The sequence below is a fragment of the Bradyrhizobium sp. F1.13.3 genome, assembly GCF_040548265.1.
Classification (GTDB): domain Bacteria; phylum Pseudomonadota; class Alphaproteobacteria; order Rhizobiales; family Xanthobacteraceae; genus Bradyrhizobium.
On the sequence record NZ_JBEPRI010000003.1, the window covers coordinates 42,063 to 58,315 of the forward strand.

Annotated in this window: 19 protein-coding genes and 3 pseudogenes; 11 read left to right on the forward strand and 11 right to left on the reverse strand. The window is 63.1% G+C overall.

All coding sequences use genetic code 11. The annotated features are described in order from the left end of the window. Window positions 1-33 precede the first annotated feature (33 nt). Entirely contained in the window at window positions 34-2,775 is a 2,742-nt protein-coding gene (locus ABIB66_RS09875) for an EAL domain-containing protein (RefSeq protein WP_354210246.1), read from the forward strand. Window positions 2,776-2,792: 17 nt separating this feature from the next. On the opposite strand, the gene ABIB66_RS09880 is transcribed toward ABIB66_RS09875, so the two are convergent. After that, window positions 2,793-3,053: a hypothetical protein gene (locus ABIB66_RS09880; RefSeq protein ID WP_354210245.1), complete on the reverse strand. Its 261-nt coding sequence runs from the start codon at window positions 3,051-3,053 to the stop codon at window positions 2,793-2,795. Between the two features lie 267 nt (window positions 3,054-3,320). Between ABIB66_RS09880 and rocF the strand changes: the two genes are divergently transcribed. The 4 genes from rocF to ABIB66_RS09900 all read left to right on the forward strand — a co-directional run bounded on the left by rocF (window position 3,321) and on the right by ABIB66_RS09900 (window position 6,651). Next, the gene (rocF, locus tag ABIB66_RS09885) at window positions 3,321-4,298 is read left to right on the forward strand and encodes an arginase (RefSeq protein ID WP_354210244.1); all 978 of its coding nucleotides are present in this window, start codon (window positions 3,321-3,323) and stop codon (window positions 4,296-4,298) included. Between the two features lie 160 nt (window positions 4,299-4,458). Next, window positions 4,459-5,730 carry a sulfite dehydrogenase gene (gene soxC, locus ABIB66_RS09890; protein WP_354210243.1) on the forward strand — a complete coding sequence of 424 codons (1,272 nt, stop codon included), beginning with the start codon at window positions 4,459-4,461 and terminating at the stop codon, window positions 5,728-5,730. Next, a complete protein-coding gene (locus tag ABIB66_RS09895; protein ID WP_354057692.1) occupies window positions 5,717-6,259 on the forward strand; it encodes a c-type cytochrome in 543 nt (180 codons plus the stop codon). Before soxC ends, ABIB66_RS09895 begins: the two co-directional genes overlap by 14 nt. A gap of 95 nt (window positions 6,260-6,354) precedes the next feature. Further along, window positions 6,355-6,651 carry a hypothetical protein gene (locus ABIB66_RS09900; RefSeq protein WP_354210274.1) on the forward strand — a complete coding sequence of 99 codons (297 nt, stop codon included), beginning with the start codon at window positions 6,355-6,357 and terminating at the stop codon, window positions 6,649-6,651. A gap of 6 nt (window positions 6,652-6,657) precedes the next feature. Here ABIB66_RS09900 and ABIB66_RS09905 read toward each other — a convergent pair whose 3' ends face one another. Further along, window positions 6,658-7,872: a mandelate racemase/muconate lactonizing enzyme family protein gene (locus ABIB66_RS09905; RefSeq protein WP_354210242.1), complete on the reverse strand. Its 1,215-nt coding sequence runs from the start codon at window positions 7,870-7,872 to the stop codon at window positions 6,658-6,660. Between the two features lie 169 nt (window positions 7,873-8,041). Here ABIB66_RS09905 and ABIB66_RS09910 point away from each other — a divergent pair, with 169 nt between their 5' ends. Further along, window positions 8,042-8,230 (forward strand): hypothetical protein, encoded by a 189-nt coding sequence (locus ABIB66_RS09910; protein WP_275169774.1) that lies wholly within the window; start codon window positions 8,042-8,044, stop codon window positions 8,228-8,230. Between the two features lie 143 nt (window positions 8,231-8,373). Here ABIB66_RS09910 and ABIB66_RS09915 read toward each other — a convergent pair whose 3' ends face one another. Together ABIB66_RS09915 and ABIB66_RS09920 are read right to left on the reverse strand one after the other, a co-directional pair. Beyond that, window positions 8,374-9,660: an NRAMP family divalent metal transporter gene (locus ABIB66_RS09915; RefSeq protein ID WP_354254738.1), complete on the reverse strand. Its 1,287-nt coding sequence runs from the start codon at window positions 9,658-9,660 to the stop codon at window positions 8,374-8,376. Window positions 9,661-9,932: 272 nt separating this feature from the next. Further along, window positions 9,933-10,118 carry a hypothetical protein gene (locus ABIB66_RS09920; RefSeq protein WP_354057702.1) on the reverse strand — a complete coding sequence of 62 codons (186 nt, stop codon included), beginning with the start codon at window positions 10,116-10,118 and terminating at the stop codon, window positions 9,933-9,935. A gap of 260 nt (window positions 10,119-10,378) precedes the next feature. Between ABIB66_RS09920 and ABIB66_RS09925 the strand changes: the two genes are divergently transcribed. Together ABIB66_RS09925 and ABIB66_RS09930 are read left to right on the forward strand one after the other, a co-directional pair. Beyond that, a complete protein-coding gene (locus tag ABIB66_RS09925; RefSeq protein WP_354210240.1) occupies window positions 10,379-10,618 on the forward strand; it encodes a hypothetical protein in 240 nt (79 codons plus the stop codon). A gap of 478 nt (window positions 10,619-11,096) precedes the next feature. After that, entirely contained in the window at window positions 11,097-11,288 is a 192-nt protein-coding gene (locus ABIB66_RS09930; protein WP_354210239.1) for a hypothetical protein, read from the forward strand. A 21-nt stretch (window positions 11,289-11,309) separates the two neighbouring features. Here ABIB66_RS09930 and ABIB66_RS09935 read toward each other — a convergent pair whose 3' ends face one another. Then, a complete protein-coding gene (locus tag ABIB66_RS09935; RefSeq protein WP_354210238.1) occupies window positions 11,310-12,080 on the reverse strand; it encodes an EAL domain-containing protein in 771 nt (256 codons plus the stop codon). Window positions 12,081-12,715: 635 nt separating this feature from the next. Between ABIB66_RS09935 and ABIB66_RS09940 the strand changes: the two genes are divergently transcribed. Next, the gene (locus ABIB66_RS09940) at window positions 12,716-12,964 is read left to right on the forward strand and encodes a hypothetical protein (RefSeq protein ID WP_007612758.1); all 249 of its coding nucleotides are present in this window, start codon (window positions 12,716-12,718) and stop codon (window positions 12,962-12,964) included. A gap of 146 nt (window positions 12,965-13,110) precedes the next feature. Here ABIB66_RS09940 and ABIB66_RS09945 read toward each other — a convergent pair whose 3' ends face one another. Next, window positions 13,111-13,668 (reverse strand): hypothetical protein, encoded by a 558-nt coding sequence (locus ABIB66_RS09945; protein ID WP_354210237.1) that lies wholly within the window; start codon window positions 13,666-13,668, stop codon window positions 13,111-13,113. A gap of 329 nt (window positions 13,669-13,997) precedes the next feature. On the opposite strand from ABIB66_RS09945, the gene ABIB66_RS09950 reads away from it, so the two are divergent. Beyond that, complete coding sequence (locus tag ABIB66_RS09950) at window positions 13,998-14,267, forward strand: DUF6894 family protein (RefSeq protein ID WP_354057712.1); 270 nt, start codon at window positions 13,998-14,000, stop codon at window positions 14,265-14,267. Here ABIB66_RS09950 and ABIB66_RS09955 read toward each other — a convergent pair. From ABIB66_RS09955 to ABIB66_RS43555, 4 genes and pseudogenes are all read right to left on the reverse strand, one after another. Continuing rightward, window positions 14,261-14,467 (reverse strand): hypothetical protein, encoded by a 207-nt coding sequence (locus ABIB66_RS09955; RefSeq protein WP_354057714.1) that lies wholly within the window; start codon window positions 14,465-14,467, stop codon window positions 14,261-14,263. The genes ABIB66_RS09950 and ABIB66_RS09955 overlap by 7 nt on opposite strands. Continuing rightward, the gene (locus ABIB66_RS09960) at window positions 14,464-14,664 is read right to left on the reverse strand and encodes a hypothetical protein (RefSeq protein ID WP_354057716.1); all 201 of its coding nucleotides are present in this window, start codon (window positions 14,662-14,664) and stop codon (window positions 14,464-14,466) included. Before ABIB66_RS09960 ends, ABIB66_RS09955 begins: the two co-directional genes overlap by 4 nt. A 201-nt stretch (window positions 14,665-14,865) precedes the next feature. After that, window positions 14,866-15,117: pseudogene (locus ABIB66_RS09965) on the reverse strand (type II toxin-antitoxin system HicB family antitoxin); the annotation flags it as partial. 5 nt (window positions 15,118-15,122) lie between these two features. Then, window positions 15,123-15,194 (reverse strand): annotated as a pseudogene (locus ABIB66_RS43555) (type II toxin-antitoxin system HicA family toxin); the annotation flags it as partial. A 58-nt stretch (window positions 15,195-15,252) separates the two neighbouring features. On the opposite strand from ABIB66_RS43555, the gene ABIB66_RS09970 reads away from it, so the two are divergent. After that, a complete protein-coding gene (locus ABIB66_RS09970; RefSeq protein WP_354210235.1) occupies window positions 15,253-16,029 on the forward strand; it encodes a DUF4261 domain-containing protein in 777 nt (258 codons plus the stop codon). A 6-nt stretch (window positions 16,030-16,035) separates the two neighbouring features. Here the strand turns inward: ABIB66_RS09970 and ABIB66_RS09975 are convergent. Continuing rightward, window positions 16,036-16,251, reverse strand: a pseudogene (locus tag ABIB66_RS09975) (SOS response-associated peptidase); the annotation flags it as partial. Window positions 16,252-16,253 lie beyond the last annotated feature (2 nt).

Genomic DNA, 16,253 nt, shown 5'->3' on the forward strand with positions numbered 1-16,253 from the left:
TACCAGCAGAAGCCGGTGCGCGGGAGGATCGGAGTGAAGCGCTATCGTCCGCATATTCTAGTCGTGATCGCGCTTGCGATCGTGCTGTCCACGGGATGGCATGGCGCGGTTCGCAACGCGCTGACCGACCTGCGGTTCGCCTGGCAATCGCGTGCCGCGAGCGGCAATGTCGTCGTGGTGGCCATCGACGCGCCCTCGATCGAGCAGATCGGGGTATGGCCCTGGCCGCGCCGGCTGCACGCGGAACTGTTGCACAGGTTAGAGGCCGCGGGGGCGCAGGACGTTGCGTTCGACGTCGATTTCAGCTCGCCATCCGATCCGGCGTCCGACGAGGCCTTCGTCAACGCACTGCGTGAGGTCGGCGGCTCGACGATCCTGCCGTCCTTCAAGCAGCCGACGCCGAATGGCGGCGCAGCTCACATCAATCGCCCCCTGAAGCCGTTCAGCAACCAGTCGTGGCCGGCGCTGGTCAATGTCGCGATCGAATCCGACGGGCTCGTTCGCCGCTATCCATTCGGCGAGAAGCTCGGCGACGCCTTGATGCCGTCGATGGCCGTCGTGCTGGCCGGACAGGACGCCAATCGGCGGCCTCCTTTCCTGATCGATTTCAGCATTCGGGCGGGCTCCGTTCCGAGTGTCTCGTATGTCGACGTGCTCCGCGGCAACACGGCTACTCTCGACAAGCTGAGAGACACGAAGGTCATCATTGGTGCGACGGCGCTCGAGCTTGGCGACCGCTTCAGCGTTCCAAATGGCCGCATCATCTCCGGACCCATCCTCCAGGCGCTGGCAGCGGAATCGATCCTCCAGAGCCGGATGCTGCGCTGGACTTCCGATACCGGCATGATCCTGGGTCTCGCCGTGATCTGCCTGCTGATGGTGTTTTCGTGGCGCCGCTTCGGACCGGGGATTCGCGTCGCACTCCTGATCTCGGCCGGGGCAGCCTTCGAGATGGTTGCGGTCCTCGTGCAGGCAAGATGGCCCTTCATCATCGACACATCGCTGTTCCACATCGCGATTGTGGCTTATCTGACGGCAATCGCACTCGACGAAATTGATTTCCGCGGTCTCTTGGGGCGCATCGCCGAAAGCCGCTTTCATCGTATCGCGATGTCGCTCGGCGATGGCCTCGTCTGCACCGACGAAGGTCAGCTGATCACCGTGTGGAATCCCGGCGCCAGTGCGATCTTCGGCTATATGCCCGCCGAGATCATCGGCCGCCCGTTCGAAACGCTGTGCGCCGTGTCGGTGGACGGTGACGCGAGGTCGTCCATGCGCGACGCCGCGCGCCAGGCACTCCTGGTCCCCGGCGGAGCGGTCGTCGTTGAATTCGAAGGGCGGCGCAAGAACGGTGAAACTTTCCCGGTCGAGGCGAGCTTCTCGGGTTGGCAGGGAACGGACGGCTTCCAGTACGGAGCGATCCTGCGCGATATCTCAGTCCGCAAGCTGGAGGCCGAACGCGTCAGATATCTCGCCGAGTACGACGCGCTGACCGGTCTTGCCAACCGCAACACGCTGCATGCAGGATTGGTCGGCATGATCGCGGATGCGGGGCAGCGCCCTTGCGAGGTCGCGCTACTCGTCATCGGGCTCGACGGTTTCCAGAGCATCAACGACATGCTCGGTCATGCCGCCGGAGATCTCGTGCTGCAGGCGGTCGCTGGCGGCTTGAAGGACCAGGCGGGCGACGGCGCTATCGTTGCCCGGCTCAGCGGAGACGAATTCGCCATTGCGCGCAAAGGCGCCGATGGCGACGAGCCGATCGCGGACTTCGCCGAGCGCATTGCGCGCGCGTTCGAAGCGCCGCTTGCGACCGGCACGCGGCAGCATCGCGTCAGGATCAGCATCGGCGTCGCCGTCCATCCAGAAGGCGGGCACAACGCCGACGATCTCCTGAGCAACGGTCATCTTGCGCTGACCAAGGCAAAGCTGACGCGGCGCGGCGGTTATGTGGTCTTCGAGAGCGCGATCCGGGAGGAGCTGGAGAACCGGCTGACGCTGGAGGGTGAATTGGCGCTCGCCGCGGATCGCGGCGAGTTCGAACTGTTCTACCAGCCCCAGGTTCGCCTGATCGACGCGAGCCTGGTCGGGGCCGAAGCTCTCATCCGCTGGCGGCATCCCGTGCGCGGCTACGTTTCGCCGGGAGAGTTCATGCCGGTGGTCAACAGCTCAGCGCTGTCCGAGCGGATCGGAAACTGGGTGATGGAGACCGCCTGCCGGCAAGCACGCGCCTGGGAATTGTCCGGCGACAGAGTGCGCGTCGCGATCAATTTGTCGCCCTCGCAGCTCCACTCCGGCGATCTCGCACATTCGGTTGCGGGGATGCTCGAAGCGACGGGGCTCACGCCGTCGCTGCTCGAACTCGAGGTCACCGAAAACATTCTGCTTCACGACGAAGCCCGCGTGCTCGACATGTTCAAGCGCATCCAGCAGCTCGGCGTCCGCGTCCTGTTCGACGATTTCGGCACTGGCTATGCGAGCCTGAGCTATTTGAAGAAGTTTCCGCTCGATGGACTCAAGATCGACCGGTCGTTCGTGCTCGGTCTGCTCGCGAACTCCGACGATGCCGCGATCGTCGGGTCGACCATCGGCCTCAGCAAACAGCTCGGACTGACGGTCGTGGCCGAGGGCATCGAGAACCGCGCTACGGCCGATTTCCTGGTGAGCATGGGATGCGAGGAAGGGCAGGGCTATTTCTTCGGCCGTCCGATGCCGGCGGAAGCATTCGAGCGGCAATTCCTCGCGGTCGAGTGCGCCGCCGTTAGTGCCGCCTGAACGGGTCCGCTCGATCTCTAGCGCCGACGCGCGACCGCGACGCCGAACAGGAAAGCCACGAACAGGCAGGCAAGCGGTGCTTCGCGCGTGATCGCGGCGACGGTCGCGAGGGGCTTGCCCGGCTTTCGAGCTTCGTCGATAGCGGAGGTCATGCGGTCGACAGCTGCATGCAGGCCACCTGCGACTTCACCGATGGTGCGGGATACGTCCGTCGCGGCATCGATGGCGCGCTCGGCCATGCCGGGATGTGAGGTGGACTGCGGGATCTCCGTGCTCAAGTGCGCAACCTCCAGGTGATCATGTGTTGGCGGAGGCCGATACCTTTGGCTATCCGCGCGAGCGCTCGTTCTGAACAGCGGGTCGGACGACCTTTGGCTATCCGCGACAGGCGCCGTGGTCTTTACGGCGGGTACCGGCCTTGGATGAGCAATTCGGCGCGCGGGCTTTTGTTCCGAGAGGATGCGCCCTGCGCGGACCTTCCCGTGAAACGACGGATGCGAATCTCTGTTAGGCTGGCTCAATCTTGCTGATCTCAGGAGACAGCTGTGACCGATCGAACCACGACGGATCGAGCCCGGCGCATCGCCTTGCTCGGCGCTCCCATCGACATGGGGGCTTCGCAGCGCGGTACCCTGATGGGTCCTGCGGCGCTCCGCACCGCCGGCCTTGCGACACTGCTCGAGAGCCTGGATTTCGAGGTCGTCGATTACGGCGATCTCTCCGTGGCCGAGCTCCGGGACCTCGCAGACGTGCCTCCCGACAAAGCCAATCACTACCGCGAAATCCAGCGCTGGACGCGCGTGCTGAGCCATAGAGGCTACGAGATCGCGAAAACCGGCGCGCTGCCGATTTTCCTCGGTGGCGATCACACGCTGTCGATGGGATCGGTGAATGCCATGGCCCGTCACTGGCAGGAGCGCGGACGCGAGCTGTTCGTGCTCTGGCTCGATGCCCATGCCGACTACAACACGCCGGAAACGACGATCACCGCCAACATGCACGGCATGTCGGCGGCATTCCTGTGCGGCGAACCTGGCCTCGACGGATTGCTCGGCGATGATCCGCGCGCCTCGATCGATCCCGACAGGCTCGACCTGTTCGGCGCGCGCTCAATCGACAAGCTCGAAATGGAGTTGATGCGCACGCGCCGGATCAGGGTTGTCGACATGCGCCAGATCGACGAGTTCGGCGTCGCCGTACTGATCCGCCGCGTCATCGAGCGCGTCAGGGCCAGCAACGGCGTACTGCATGTCAGCTTCGACGTCGATTTTCTCGACCCCTGCGTCGCACCCGGCGTGGGCACGACGGTGCCGGGCGGAGCGACCTATCGTGAGGCGCATCTGATTATGGAGCTTTTGCACGATTCCGGCGTGGTCGGATCAGTCGACATCGTCGAGCTCAATCCTTTTCTTGACGAGCGTGGCCGCACCGCACGCACCGCGGTTGAACTGATCGGCAGCCTGTTCGGCCAGCAGATCGCCGACCGGCCGACCCCGAGCAATGCGATCGCGCCGGGCGAGTGACGGAGGAGCCGTTGTGCGTTGCGAAGAAGAGAATTGCCGTCGCGCCCGCCAGATTTAGATCAGTCGCGGTCGAAATCGCCTGTTTTTGAAACAGGAACGAATTGCAAATGCCCGTCGCAGAATGTTTCATGCGGGTCGCGCTTCAGCCGAGGATCCGCAAATGAGCCGCACGTTCGATGCCGACGACAAATCGGCGGGCACGACTCGCCGTCACTTTCTGCACACCAGCGCGGCGGCTGCGGGTGGTACCGTCCTGGGCGTCGGCGCATCGGCTGCCGCCGGCACCGACAACCTTCCGCCAAATGTTCCCGAATGGATGAGGGCGCCGGGCGAGCCGACGGGGGGCCAGCGCTATGGCGCGCCATCGCCGTTCGAGAAGGGAGTCGTGAAGAACATCTCGAAGACTCTCAAGCAGTACATCTCTGCGTCCAGCCGGACGCCGTTGCAGGAGCTCGATGGCATCATCACGCCGAACGGCCTGTTTTACGAGCGTCATCACGGCGGCGTTCCGACCATCGATCCGGTCCAGCACCGGCTGATGCTGCACGGGCGGGTCGAGCGCCCGCTGATCTTCACAATGGATGATCTCAGGCGTTTCCCGTCGGAATCGCGCGTCCACTTTCTCGAATGCTCCGGCAACCCCGGCTACAGCAAGCCTTACGGCAAGACAGCGTCAGATCTTGTGGGTCTGGTGAGTTGTGCGGAATGGACCGGGGTCAGCCTCAAGCTGGTGCTGCAGGAGGCCGGGCTGAAGCCGGAAGCCAAATGGGTCGTCGCCGAGGGTGCCGACGCGGCTGCGCTGACGCGCAGCATCCCGATCGAGAAATGCCTCGAGGACGCCATGCTGGTCTACAGCCAGAACGGGGAGCGGCTGCGTCCACAGCAGGGCTATCCGCTGCGGCTATTGCTGCCGGGCTTCGAGGGCAACATGAGTGTGAAGTGGCTGCGGCGCCTGCATGTAACTGCGGAGCCGGTTTATTCGCGCGAGGAGACCTCGAAATACACCGACCTGCTGCCGGATGGCACCGCGCGTGAATTTTCTTTCTACATGGAGGCGAAGTCGATCATCACGCGGCCCTCTGGCGGCCAGCGTCTGGGCGCGCCCGGCTTCCACGAGATCACGGGCATCGCCTGGAGCGGGCATGGCAAGATCGCGCGCGTCGAAGTGTCCGTCGACGAGGGAAAGAGTTGGCAAACCGCGCAATTGCAGGAGCCGGTGCTGACGCGTGCCTTGACACGCTTTCGCTTGCCCTGGCAGTGGGACGGCAAGCCTGCCGTGATCCAGAGCCGCGCCATCGACGAGACCGGCTATGTGCAGCCGACGCTCTCCGAGTTGCTCGCGGTGCGCGGCGAGAACTATTTCTACCACAACAACGCGATCTGGCCTTGGCGCATCGCGGCCGACGGCGAGGTGACCAATGCGCTGGCGTGAGACTTGCGGCATTGCTATCGTCATCGTGCTGTGTGCGTTCGCGAGCGGGGCGCAAGCACAAAGCCTGTACGGCATCGGACGCCCCGCGACGGCTGCGGAGATCGCGGGCTGGAATATCGACGTCGGAGGCGACGGCAGCAATCTGCCGAAGGGAAGCGGCTCGGTCGGCCAAGGGCGCGAAGTGTTTGCCCAGCAATGTGCATCATGCCATGGCGACAAGGGCGAGGGCGGGCTGGGTGACCGGCTCGTCGGTGGACAGGGCACGATCGCAACGCCAAAGCCGATCCGCACGGTCGGCAGCTACTGGCCGTATGCGCCGACGCTGTTCGACTACATCCGCCGTGCGATGCCGCAGAACGCGCCGCAATCGCTCAGCGATGAGGAGGTTTATGCGGTGTCCGCGTACATCCTGAACCTGAACGGGCTGGTTGGAGCGGATGTGACGCTCGATGCCAAATCGCTTGCGGCTGTCAAAATGCCGAACCGCGACCGGTTCGTCGGCGATGCGCGGCCGGATGTGAAACACTGAGCGCCTTGTACCGTCAGGTTCCACTTGGAACTTGCCTGGGCCAGGAGCGGAACTCGCGGGGCCGAATTGAATTAACCTGCGATAGGATAAATTGGATGGGTCCTTCGATGGCAACGGATCGCTTCGCAAATTCCATGTCTTCGGCGCTTCGCCATCCCGGCGTGATCGCGTTGATTGTGGCGGCGGTGACGATTGCCGCGATGCTCGTCGTTGATCATGGGCCATGGAATCGCGCCAAGACGCAGCCTGCTCACGTTGCGATGTATGCAACCACGGGAGAAGCTGCGCGCGCCGTAGGTGCCAAGATTCTCCCGACCGAACCGAAATCATTGATTGAGCCGGCGCGGCCGGGGCCAAAGACCTCCCCGACCGTCAATCCGATAACGCCGTAAGACGCTCTAATTCTTGCGACCGTAGTTGAGGAGCCCGCCGCTGGTCTTCGGCGGGTGCGCGCGAAGGGCTTCCTCGTTCGGATCGGTGCCCCAGCCGGGCCGGTCCGGAATGACCAGATGGCCGTTCTGAATTTCCGGCTCATGTGTGAACAGCTCGCGGTCCCACGCCAGGCGATCGATATCGATCTCCATGATGCGAAGATTAGGTACGGCGGCGCAGAAATGCGCGTTCATCATCGAGCAGAGATGACCGTAGAAATTATGCGGCGCAACGTTCACTTCGAACGCTTCAGCAGCGGCTGCGATCTTCATCGACTGCCAGACGCCGTTCCAGGGCGTGTCGATGATCGCGACGTCCATGGCCTGTTCTTGGAAATAGGGCAGGAATTCGCGCAGGCCCAATAGCGTCTCGCAGGACGAGATGGGGTGCGGGCTTTGCCTGCGGATGTAACCGAGCGCTTCCGGGTTGAAACTGTCGATCTCGATCCAGAACATGTCGAGGTCCGCGATGGTGCGCAGGATCTCCAAATAGCCCTCGGTCTTGGCGTTGAAGTTGCAGTCAAGCAGGATGTCGACGTCAGGGCCTGCACCGTCGCGGATCGCTTCCAGATGCATGCGCAGGTCGCGCAGGATTTTGCGATCGACGTTGATCTCGGGGGCGAAGGGCGAGCCGAAGCCCGGCCGCCAGCCGGTCGGCTTGCCGTCATCGTAGGAGAAGATGTTGGTCTTGAGCGCGGTGAACTTCTTCTCGCGCACCTCGCGTCCCATCGCCTTGACACCGTCGAGGTTCTCGATCGGCGGCTTGTACCAGGACGGATGATTGATCCGCCACGTTGCGCAATGCGACCAATAGACCCTGACACGGTCGCGGATCTTGCCACCGAGCAGTTCATAGCAGGGCACACCGAGACACTTCGCCTTGGCATCGAGCAGCGCATTCTCGATCGCGCCGAGCGCCTGCGCCACCACGCCGCCGGCGGCGGGACGTGTGGCCGCGAACAGTTCGGCGTAGATGCGCTCGTGCCGGAAAACGTTCTGCCCGACGACGCGGGCAGACAGGCGCTGGATCGCAGCGCCGACGCCGGGCGAGCCGAAGCCTTCGTCGAACTCGCTCCAGCCGACGATGCCGTCTTCGGTCGTCAGCTTGACGAAGTGGTAGTTTCTCCAGCCGGCATCGCAGGCGAGAATTTCGAGATTTGTTGCTTTTGATGATTTGCTCATGTCGCTCCCTGTTGCCCGGCTGGGCTTTTTCTTTGGCCGGCCCGCAAGCCCGGCTCAAGCCACAATTGTTAGGCTAACGGCCCTGCGCAGTGAAGTCCGGCGAGGTGCGCGGGCAAGCCTGTTCCGGCCGTTCTAGCGGAAAGCTCCGTCAAATCCGGTGGGGACAGCCATGATCTTTCCCGGGATCGTCGTGAAAAGGGACCATGCTGTGACGTTTTTGGCCGCAATCGGGATCGACCCTCCGGCCATGAAATTTCTGGCTGTGATTTCGATCCTGGCGCTGCTCACGATGGGTGGCGCCGCCATTTCCGATCAGTTTCTGACGGCCGATCAGCACGCCGCGCACGGGGTGGAATAGCGCGGCGGGCGGAGACGTTTTTTGTCTTGGGGGAGACAGCGATGCTTTCGATCGACCAGTTCCTGCGCTTCATCAGCGTGCCGGCCGTGTTCGCGGCCCTCATCATCGCCTCGCAGATCTCGGCGGCCCTGTCGCAAAGTTAGTCAGCCGATCACGGACGAGCCGAGCAGAGCGAGCACGGCCAGCGCCATCAGCGCGGTGCCGAGCCAGCCCAGCGCGATGAGCCATGAGCGGCCCTTGAAGCGACCCATGATCGCCTTGCTCGAGACGATCAGCATCATCATGGCCATGATCGGAACGGCGACGATGCCGTTGAGCACGGCGCTCCAGACCAGCATGTGGATCGAGTCGATGCCGGTGAACCCGAGCCCGAAGCCGATCGCGGTCGCCGCGGCGATGATGGTGTAGAAGCCGACCGCCTCGTCGGGCTTCGCCTCCAGCGTCGCGCGCCAGCCGAAGATCTCCGCCACGCCGTAGGCGGCCGAGCCCGCCAGCACCGGAATTGCGAGCAGGCCGGTGCCGATGATGCCGGTGGCGAACAGGGCGAAGGTGAAGTCGCCGGCGAGCGGCCGCAGCGCTTCGGCGGCCTCCGTCGCCGAGTTGATGTTGGTGACGCCATTCGCGTGCAGCACCGACGCGGTGGTGAGGATGATGAAGAAGGCGATGCCGTTGGAGAGCAGCATGCCGGAGAGGGTGTCGGCCCGGATGCGTGCCAGCTCCGGACTGCCGCCGCGCTTCAGCTCGCGCAGCGGCTTGTCGCGCTTGCCCTGGTTCATCTCCTCGACCTCCTGCGAGGCCTGCCAGAAGAACAGATACGGGCTGATCGTGGTGCCGAGCACGGCGACGACCATCAAGAAATAGTCGGCGCTGACATTCGTCTTCGGCCACACCGCCGCGAGCAGCGCCGTGCTCCACGGAATCTGCACGGTGAAGGCGGTCGCGACATAGGCGAACAGCGCCAAGGTGAGAAATTTCAGCACCGGCGAATAGCGCCGATAGGGCAGGAACACCTGCAGCAGCGTCGAGCCCGCCGCGAAGATCAGCGCGTGCTCGTGGTTGAGGCCGCCGATCACCAGCGACAGCGCCTCCGCCATCGCGGCGATGTCGGCGGCGATGTTGAAAGTGTTGGCGGCGACGAGCATGCCGACGAGCGACAGCACCGCCCAGCGCGGCGCGATCTGCATGACGTTGGCGGCCAGCCCCTTGCCGGTGACGCGGCCGATCCGGGCGCTGACGAGCTGGATCGCGATCATGAACGGCGTGGTCAGAAACACCGTCCAGAGCAGTCCGTAGCCGAATTGCGCGCCGGCCTGCGAATAGGTGGCGATGCCCGACGGATCGTCGTCCGCCGCCCCGGTGACGAGACCCGGCCCCAGCCTCTGCAACAGCGTCGGCGCGGATTTCGTGGGGGTGAGGGCACTGTCGGTCATGGCGGGAGGGACCTCGGTCGGGGCGCGTCCTTCACAAATGCCAACGAGGGAACAAGGTTCCCGGGCGAGCGGGAGCGGGCGCCTCGCTCATTTCTGATAAAGCTAATCGCCCTTTGACTCGTCGGGCAAAACACCTGTATAAGTACATGATCGAAGAATACGCTGCCCGCTTTAGCGCGCATCCCGAGCGCGACCGGGCGGCCGTCGCGCAATCCGACAACCCCGCACGTACACCGGCGAGACGCTTGTCCCCTGAGCAAGTGCCGTCGGGACTATTTGATGCTGACGAACATGCCCCAGGCGCCGGCCAGCACGGCGCCGGAAAAGACGATCAGGGGATTGTCGCAGAACGCACTTCCATAGGTGCACATGGTGACGCCGAACGAGCCGATCTCGTGATGGCTCGCGGAGTAGAACAGTCCCGACAGCACCAGCAACGCGGCGGCGACGACATACATCGACGATCTCTCCGAGCTATCCCCGTTGCGTCTGTCGCAAGGGAGACGTTCCAGCATGGCGCGAACCCATTGCATCCTGCCGAATCCGCCCTGCTGCATTTGAACTAAAGTCGATCTTTCCCGCGAGATGCTGTCGTCGTCTGCTGCAGTCCGTGCGCAATCTCGACGAGTGATCGGAACTGGACCATCTGCGCGGGAACTCCTGGACGTGCTCTTCATTAAGGAACATGAACAGTTGGACCAACTGAGGGGAGTGGCCCATGGGAGCCGAGCGGATGCACCCTCCGCGGTACTGGCGGATGCGGGCGGAAGAATTCCGCACCAAGGCGGATAATTGCGAATATCCCGAGACGCGGGACGTGCTGCGCAAGGTGGCGCAAAATTACGACGAACTGGCCCGCCGCGCCGCGCGCATCTGCACACTCGAGAGCCTGGACGAATTGCGGGGGGGGACCCGCCAACAGCAAGCCGGTTTGATCGTTCAGGACAAACCCGCTTGATCGTTCAGGATGAAGCCGATAATCGGCGCGCGCGATCATGGGGCGTCTAGGCCCTCAATTCTATTCGAAGCGCACCCGGGTGATTGGAACGAATGTCCACTTTGGTACTTAGGAACTCAGTCCTCCAACGAGGAATGAGATGAGCAGCGAACAGCAAGCAGGCCCGGCAACGTGGCCGGATCACCAATACAAGTCGGGGCCGGCATGTCCCAAATGCGAGAGGGGCACGCGCTGCCTGACGTCGATCTTCGACGTGAGGTGCGATTGCTCGATCCTGATCTATCGGTGCGATTCGTGCCGCGAGGAAGTCTGGATCTGAGCGAGCACTGTCGCAGGCCCTGGTCCATCCGCGGGATGGCGCGCTGCAGATCGCGCTGCAGATCGCGCCGCGGATCTCATGGCAATGTCGGATAGGAACTTCGTCTGTTTCGCGCGCTTGTCGCCTGCACCGACCACGCAGGCGAGACCGCTTCCGACCATGCAATCACGCTACCCGTTGTTGAAGAAGTGGACAGCGGAAGAGCACGAGCGGCTGAAGGCGCTGGCCGAAGCCGGCTGGCGGCCGGACGAGATCGCGAGCGAGCTTGGTCGCAGCGAAGCGGCGGTGAGGGTGCGAGCCTGGCAGCACGGCATCGCGCTGCGCCTCGTCACGCAGAAGCGCAGATCCTGAAAAAGCAACTTGCGGCTTTCGTCAGCCGGCGACGGCGACATCCATCTGCTGAAGTCCGCGGACCGGCGGCAGCGACATGAACCCCGGTTTTGCGAAATAGTAACCCTGGAACAGCGCGATGCCGGCGGCCCGCAAGGAAGTGAGCTCGGCCTCGCTCTCGACGCCTTCGGCCAGCACGGTGATGTCGAGCTCGCGCGCGATCGCGGCCACCGCGGAGACGATCGCCTGCTTGGGGTGGCTGAGCTGGATGTCTCTCACCAGCTCCATGTCGATCTTGATCAGGTTCGGCTGCAACCGGGCCAGCAGGCTGAGGCCGGCATAGCCCGCGCCGAAATCGTCCAGTGCGGTCCAGAACCCGAAGGCCTTGTAGGTGCGGACGATGTTTTCAATATGCGCGGGATCGGCGATCCGCTCGTTCTCGGTGAATTCGAACATCAAATTCGATGTCGGGAAGCTCGCGCGGCGCGCGGCCTCCAGCGATTTCTGGATGCAAGCGCGCGGCTCGTACACCGCGTTCGGCAGGAAGTTGATCGAGAGCCGCGCCTCCGGGTCCTGGAACAGCGCGCCTGCGGTTTCGATCGCCATCACGCGCGCGGCCTGGTCGAAGCGGTAGAGCTGATTGTCGGTGAGCTGGCTGAGAACGCTGTGCGCGCTTTCGCCGTTCGGCCCGCGCACCAGGGCTTCATAGCCCCAGATGCGGTGTTCGACGACGTTGACGATCGGCTGAAACGCCATCTTGAACTGGAACGGGAGCTCGGTCCTGTCGGCACATCCCGCACACTTCACAGCCATCACGCGAACCCCACGCCCTCTCAAACGCCGCGGGAAAAATTAGGTCGCAGACGTTAAAGAACAGCGAAGAGCAATAGAAACCTATTCCGCTGTCCCGCGTTTGCGCGCATGGCAAACCGAGATACCAGGCTGCGGCCGATGTGTGCCGCGTGCAACAAGCCCATGACCTTCATCGACGCGGTCAGCTCACCCGAGGGGGCGATTGCCATCTTTCGGTGTTCCGGCTGCAACAAGCTGTCCTGGGAGAAACCCAGCCGAGACCAGAACCAGGCGCGCTCGGGTTGAATTTGCGCGGGCGGAGAAACGGCCCCAGCCCGGGGGGCGAGCTGAGGCCGTTGGGAGGTGCCGGTCGTGCATCCGGACCGACGCCCGAATAACTTCTTCATCCCAAAAGCTGTTCCTAATTTCCTGGCCCGCCATGGCGCGCCCGCGACGAAACACGCCTGAAACAGTGCTGAAACCAGATTGTCTCGAACGCCCCGCCGGCTGTGCCAGACCAACCTAGCGAAAAGGAGATCATCATGATCCAGGTTGGTTCGAAGGAAGAAGTCGCGTTTTTGCTGGCGCTGTTCGGCACCCACACCCAGCCGGTCAAGCGGCCGGCGAAATCGCGGCAGGCGTGAGGCGCTGATCCCATGCCAGGCTTGGCCGAATGCCAGAGCCTCTTGCGGCTTCTGATCGCAAGGGGTGACCCGAAGGCCATCCCGCTCGCAAAGGGCGCCATCGATCAATATCTGAACACGGCCCCGGCCTGCATGCGCGGGCGCGGCCTGCGCGTGCTCCAGCGCGACGCGCTCGACCAGCATGGTACCGCGGTCGGTGTGCAGCGCTCGTTCGCCGAAACGGTGGATGCCTATATCGTCGGGAAGCTTGCGGAGGAGTGAAGAGGCCGAATGTCGTTTCGCCTCTGTCATTTCGCCCCTGTCGCTTTCGCTCTTGTCGCTTTCGCTTCCTGAAAAGACACGAACGCGGCAAGCGATGCTGCCGCGTTCGATTTGTCATCGTATCCAGCGCGCGGGCTTCCGCGCGATTACTGGGTCGGCGGCAGCACGGCCTGCGTGGTCTGCTGCGGCAGGTTGGTGTAGGTCGCACTTTCCTTGGTGCAGATATCCCTGAACACCACGACACCGGCCTGCGGATATTCCTTCACGAGGCAGTTGCAGTTGTTGTTGACCACCGGGGCGGGCGCAGCCGCCGCGACCGGTGCCGCAACCACGGCGGGGCGCTGCACGACGACCGTCTTTTCCACCACCTGCGGCGTCGGAACGTACACCGGCCTGTTCACGACAACCGGATACTGCACCGGCCGGACGATGACCTGCGGCGGGATATAGGGGGGCGGCACGGGCCGCGGATAGACAATGACCTGGGGCATCGGCCGGGGGCCGGGATAGACGACCGGGCGCTGGCCGCCGTTGCCGCCATAGCCGTTGAAATGGGGACCGAATTGAGGGCGGGCCTGCGGCGTGTTGCCATACTGTCCATTCTGGCCCCAGCCGGCCTGCGCTGAGCTGCTCGCAACGCCTGCCGCAACACTGGCCAACACGATCGCTGCCGCCATCTTCGTGATCATCAAGGTCTTCGTCATGGTCCACCTGTCTGGTTGTTTGTTTTGTTCCAAGCCGTCGTCGTGGGATGAGTGATAGGCCGACCTGGCGCGTGCTTCCGTGACGCCGCGCACACAGCGGGCGAAATCCTCCTTCGATGGAATGAGACATGACGGGCGGGACGCGGCGGCCGGCGCTTGTTCGCCGATGGAATTCGACGCTGGCGCCGGGCGCACACAGGCGAAGGGCAGGCGTTGGATCGTCAAAAGGGAACAGAGGAGTTCCCGGAACCTATTGATTCCAACAGTTTTTTTCGAACCGCTCGAAACCCTTTGGCCGTTTCGGACCTATACCGGCAAAGGATGCTGCGATGCCCCGATATTATTTCGACCTGCGCGACGACACCGGTGTAGCGCTCGACGAGGAAGGGCTGGAGCTGGCCAGCTTGCGCGCCGTTCAGGCGGAGGCCGCAAAGTCGGTCGCGGACATGGCGCGCGATGCCATCCTCTCCGCGCCTGCCGCGGGCGGCAGGCAGACCATGGCGATCGACGTTCGCGATGCCGGGGGGCCCGTGATGCAGGTCAAGTTCTCGTTCGCGTTCGAGACCTTCAGGACGCCCTCGACATCACGCGATCATTGACGCGTGAGGAATTCCGGCGGCGATGACTCGGGCTCGAGCACGGCGATCTTGCGGCCGAGCTGCCAGACCTCGACCTTGCCGCGCCGCGTGAACTGCTGCGCGAAGGTGAGGGCGTTCGCATCGGAGGCGGCCTCGAACGCTTCGGCGGAGTGGAAGACGCCGTTGTCGCCAACGAGGTAGGCGCGATATTGTAGGGTCATGACGGTGCCCTCAGCCCTGGCGAATGCAGCCAGGCGTCGATGTGCATGGCGGTCTCGTCCTGCCGCGCCTTGCGCAGCAGCATTTCGCGGCGGCGCCCCGGCGCGAGCGTGCGCGCTTCCTCGCGAAGCCGTGCGGCCTCCTCGGCGAGCCGTTCGGTGAGTGTCGTGGTCTGCTTGAAACGTCGGCGCTTCTGCATGGCATGTCCATCGTGCGAGCAGGCGGGAGCGCAACCCCGGCGTTGTCGTTGCCGATCGATGCCGAGTGAGGCGCGGTGATGGATCAAGCCTAGGCCGCCGGTTTCGAACCGTCTTTGTCATTTGCTAGTTTGTTGAGAAGAATCTTTCGGGCGTGCCGGTGGCCGGTTTGCGGAATTTACTCATTTTGCGGTGCGGGGGATTTCAATGTTCACTTGGATGGCAACGCCGGTACGGTTGTTCCGATCTGACATGACCTCTTCGAGGGCAGAGGGTTCGGGGATGGCTTCGGCATCCTCTGCCATACCCTCGATATGAAGGCCCAAGGCCTCTTCCGCCATATGACGAGCATCATCCAGGGTGGTGCCGGCAGTAACAACGCCGGGGAAATCCGGAAATGAAACGCCGAAATGGCTATCGGCATCCTTATGGATAAGACCAATATAATTACGCATGGCTCTTACCTTAGTTTCAGGCCGGACTGCTTCTCAATGCTCTTCAGGGTCCCAACAGGAATATCCCGTTCAGGATGACGATGCTACATCTTCCTTTCCGCGCGTCGGGCTCGCCGCATTTCTGCGGGGCGGTCGATGAGTAACTCGATTCTCTCTCTGGTCTTATTGGACAATCCTGTGACGCCGGACATGTCGGCGGTTGCCAAGGCCCTTCGCGCGCGACATCCGGAGCTGGCAACTGACCTTGCGGAGAACGGAGACACGCAACCGCCTCAGGCAAACTCGCCGCTCATTCGCTGTGGCAACGAGTTTGTTGCCGTCATGTCGATGCCGGCGCCCATTCCTGACGATCCCGGCTTGTGGTCGCGCGCCTCCACGACATGGCCGCAGGCTAAGACGGTCGCGGCGCGGCACCGTGGGCATCTGATCGTCTCGGTGCTTGGTCAAAACCAGCGGCCGCTGCCCGCCGCTCGTCTGACAACTGCTGTCATCGGCGCATTGATCGCGACGGTGCCGGAATGTTGCGCTGTTGTATGGAATGGCAAGGTCGCACGTTCCGCCGATCTATGGTTGGACATGTCCAGCCAATCGTTTGCGCCGTATCCGGACTATCCTTCCTCGCTGTGGGTGGACATATTACCGTTCCGATCAAAGACAGGCATCGGAGCAGTAACGATGGGGCTGTCAGCATTTGCTGAGCGTGAAATCGAGTTCGAGACCCAAAAGCTGACACTCCCAACGCTGATCAACAAGGTGGACGGTCTTGCCGTCTATCTGGTTGAGCACGGGCTTGTGGTCAAAGACGGCGATACATTTGGTCGCGATTCGCGCGAGCGCTTCTCGGCTCGTTACAAGGACTCCGATCGATTTGAAGGCTTGCCCGTTCTTTTCTGTACCGATGGTTCGGCATAATCAGCGTTAGCCCGGCTCGCCCGAAGATAGGACTGTAGCAGCGGTGAATACATCTTCCTTCTCGATGCCGCGCGCAACAATCTTCAAGCTTTCGTCCGGCAGCGGCCGTTGCAGTGCCTTGGCTTCATCCCACGGCGCCCTCAGCCAAACCTCTCGCTCTGCCGCTGTGGTCAGGATCACCGGCATTGCCTTTGGATGTATCGGCTCCACGACAGCATTCGGAA